A 3,003-nucleotide genomic window follows, 5' to 3' on the forward strand; every position below is an offset into this window, starting at 1 on the left:
GGTGTGCGGTCGGGGCGGATCGGGAAGGTCATCGTGCTTCCTGACCTCAGACGATGCAACGACCCCTAGAAACCACCTTGTCGTACCGGGTGTTGGCGGTTGTCGTACGGGGTGTTGGCCGTTGTGGGGCGGGGTCAGGGGGTTAGTTGGGGCAGGATCGCGGTTTCGGGGGCTGGGTCGTAGGTGAAGTCGTGGGCCTTGGCGACCTCGCGGGCCAGTTCGGCGAACAGCACCCCGGTCGCATGGGCGGCCCGCCGCGCGTCCGCCGCGTCAAACTCGCCGAAGGTCGACGGCAACCGGTCCCAGACCCCGGGGGCGGCCCAGTCCCGCATCCGGGTGCCGCCGTGCCACACGTCCAAGTCCGCCCCGCGCACCGCCTGGGCATGCCACTCGACCAGGGTCTGCAGCAGTTCCTTGGTCGTCCAGTCCCGCGACTTCGCCACCCACAGCTCCCCGCGGGCCAGGTACCGCGGCAGGTGCGCGATCTCGAACCAGAACTCCGCGCACAGTTCCTGGAAGTCCGGCTCGGTCACGGGTTCCGGCCGCGGCCGGCCGGTGGGCGCGGGCAACCGCGCGGCCAATCCGTCCGGGTCGTAGAGCACCTCGTACCCGCGTTCGTGCAGCTCGTCGAGTTCCCCGGCCAACTCATCCAGCAGCGACAACGGCACCACCTGGAAGTCGGCCTTGACGCCGTCGGTGAACAGCACCAACCGGGCCGGGTTGTCCCACGGTCCGTCGAGGCCGACGCTGACCAGCACCGGGCCGAGTTCGGCCGGCCAGTCCGCGTCCTCGGCGTAGAAGTCGGGATCGGTGCTGAACAGCTCGATGTCGTGGTCGGAGAAGGCATCCGCGGTGCCGTCCCGTCGCGCCCGTGAGCCGGTGCGCAACACCAGCCGGATATCCGCCCTGCCCGCCGCCCACCCGGCGAGCCCCGCTTCGGTGATCACAAAGCCACGCTACCCGCGCCCCGGCGACAGCGACCTTCGCGTCTCTACCGACCGGTCGGTAGAGACGCGTAACCCGGAGTGGTGACACTGCCCAGACCCGCGGATTCGACCCATCGCCTACGGGGTATTCCCGCCGCAACCACGGGGAGGTGCCGATCATGGGGCGACACCGGTTGAACGAGCACGATGAGCAGCAGTGGAGCGCCGCCACGCTCACCAAGGGACGCGAGGAGGCAGGGGCGCCCGAGCCGGTGGTGGAGAGCCAGGCCGCGGGGCAGGACTGAGGCGGGCGGAGCGGGCAAGATGTCCCGGTGAACATTTTTGCCGGGGCTACCGATTTGGCCGGCACCACCGAGTACCTCGCGGCAGCGGAGACCCCACGCGCCTGCACCCAGCCGATCCGGGCCGAGCTGGTCGGCGGGTCCCACTGGTGACCGGGGTGGTGGTGGCCGGGGGCGGTCCCGGCGGCATGGTGCTCGCCTACCTGCTGGGCCGCGCCGGGGTGCCGGTGACCCTGCTGGAGGCCCAGCCCGACTTCGACCGTGACTTCCGCGGTGACTCCCTGCATCCCTACACCCTGGAACTCCTGGACACCCTGGGCCTGGCCGAGGATCTGCTCCGCCTGCCGCACCACCCGGCCCGCAGCTTCCGCTTCCACACCCCGCACGGCACCATCACCGCCGCCGACTACCGCGGCCTGGACTCGCCGTTCCCTTACGTGGCGCTGATGCCGCAGGTCCGCTTCCTGGATTTCCTCGCCGGCAAGGCACAGGCCCTGCCCAGCTGCCAGATCCGGATGGCCGCCAAGGTGATCGGCCTGCTCCGCGAGGGCGAGGCGGTCACCGGCGTCCGCTACCGGGACGAGCACGGCGAACACGACCTGCCCGCCACCGTGGTCATCGGCGCCGACGGCCGCTTCTCCCGCCTGCGCCGCCTGGCCGACTTGCCGGTCGAACCCCTGGGCGCCAGCAGCGATCTGCTCTGGTTCCGGCTGCCCCGGCACCCGGCGGATCCACCGGAGGCCGACGTCGACCTGTACTTCGGCCGCGACCACTACGTCGCGCTGCTCGGCGGCGTCACCGACTGGCAGATCGGCTACACCCTGCCCAAAGGCGGCTTCCCGGCGGCGAAACAGGCCGGCGTGACCCCCATCCAGGACTTCATCCACCGGCACGTCCCCTGGCTGACCGACCGCATCACCCAGCTGACCGGCTTCGACCAGATCACCCTGCTGTCCCTGGACATCGCCCGTGCCCCGCGCTGGCACCGCCCGGGTGTGCTGCTGCTCGGCGACGCCGCGCACGTCATCTCCCCGGTGGGCGGCAACGGAATCCTGATGGCGGTCCAGGACGCGGTCGAAGCCGCCAACCAGCTGATCCCCGCGTTGCGCGCAGGCGCTCTCACCGAGTCCACCCTCGCCGCGATCCAAGCCGCCAGAGAACCCGCCATCGTCCAGGTGCAGGCAGACCAGACCCGCATCGAACGCCGCGTGGCCACCGCCCGCGAACAGGGCAAGAACCTCGCGCCGCCCTCGTTCCTGCGCCTGCTCACCGCCCTGCCCTGGATCCGCACCCGCTCCGCCCGCCGCAACGCCTACGGTCCACGTCCACCCCGGCTGGACACCACCCTGCTGGACCGCTGACCCACTTGCCGCCGGCCCCGGCAGCGCGAGGACGAAAGACTGACCCTTCGGGCAGCCATGGCCGGACTTTGGTACCAGAACCGTTGCCAGCACACGATTACCGGCCATACTCGGTTCAACACGGACCACCATTCCGCCGGGCGGCGCGACGACCTCACCCCGACGAATTCGTCGCTGTCGAGACCCACCCGGCACGCAAGCGGGGTCGGCGGCACCACCCCCAACCGCCGACCCCGCCCCAGCTTCGCCCGGTGCGACCGGATCACGTCCGCCGACCGACCGTTCGGTTGGCGCGCAGGGACAACCCGGTTGCCGCGCCGCCCGACCCCGCCGCGCCGCTGCTCCGGCACGCGCAACCTACTCGCTCGGGCAGCTACCGCCGCTGGCGCAACGTCCTCGCCCGAGCCGCCACCG

Annotated in this window: 4 protein-coding genes; 3 read left to right on the top strand and 1 reads right to left on the bottom strand. The window is 71.3% G+C overall.

Annotation, left to right across the window (positions count from 1 at the left end):
- Nucleotides 1-134 precede the first annotated feature (134 nt).
- The gene (locus MZC64_RS26625) at nt 135-947 is read right to left on the bottom strand and encodes an aminoglycoside 6-adenylyltransferase (RefSeq protein WP_247762137.1); all 813 of its coding nucleotides are present in this window, start codon (nt 945-947) and stop codon (nt 135-137) included.
- A 158-nt stretch (nt 948-1,105) separates the two neighbouring features.
- On the opposite strand from MZC64_RS26625, the gene MZC64_RS48035 reads away from it, so the two are divergent.
- From MZC64_RS48035 to MZC64_RS26630, 3 genes are read left to right on the top strand one after another with little or no spacing between them, the layout of a single operon-like run.
- Nucleotides 1,106-1,231, top strand: a complete 126-nt coding sequence (locus MZC64_RS48035) for a hypothetical protein (protein ID WP_282105970.1) — start codon at nt 1,106-1,108, stop codon at nt 1,229-1,231.
- Nucleotides 1,232-1,258: 27 nt separating this feature from the next.
- Complete coding sequence (locus tag MZC64_RS48040; RefSeq protein ID WP_282105971.1) at nt 1,259-1,381, top strand: hypothetical protein; 123 nt, start codon at nt 1,259-1,261, stop codon at nt 1,379-1,381.
- Nucleotides 1,378-2,589 carry an FAD-dependent oxidoreductase gene (locus MZC64_RS26630; protein WP_247762135.1) on the top strand — a complete coding sequence of 404 codons (1,212 nt, stop codon included), beginning with the start codon at nt 1,378-1,380 and terminating at the stop codon, nt 2,587-2,589. The genes MZC64_RS48040 and MZC64_RS26630 overlap by 4 nt, the downstream gene beginning before the upstream one ends.
- Nucleotides 2,590-3,003: the final 414 nt, after the last annotated feature.

Origin of the sequence: Crossiella sp. S99.2 (assembly GCF_023094165.1) — a bacterium.
Classification (GTDB): domain Bacteria; phylum Actinomycetota; class Actinomycetes; order Mycobacteriales; family Pseudonocardiaceae; genus Crossiella.

Bases quoted from the DNA above. Each gene is read 5' to 3' on its own strand.
- MZC64_RS48035 (WP_282105970.1), top strand. From the start codon at position 1,106: ATGGGGCGACACCGGTTGAACGAGCACGATGAGCAGCAGTGGAGCGCC.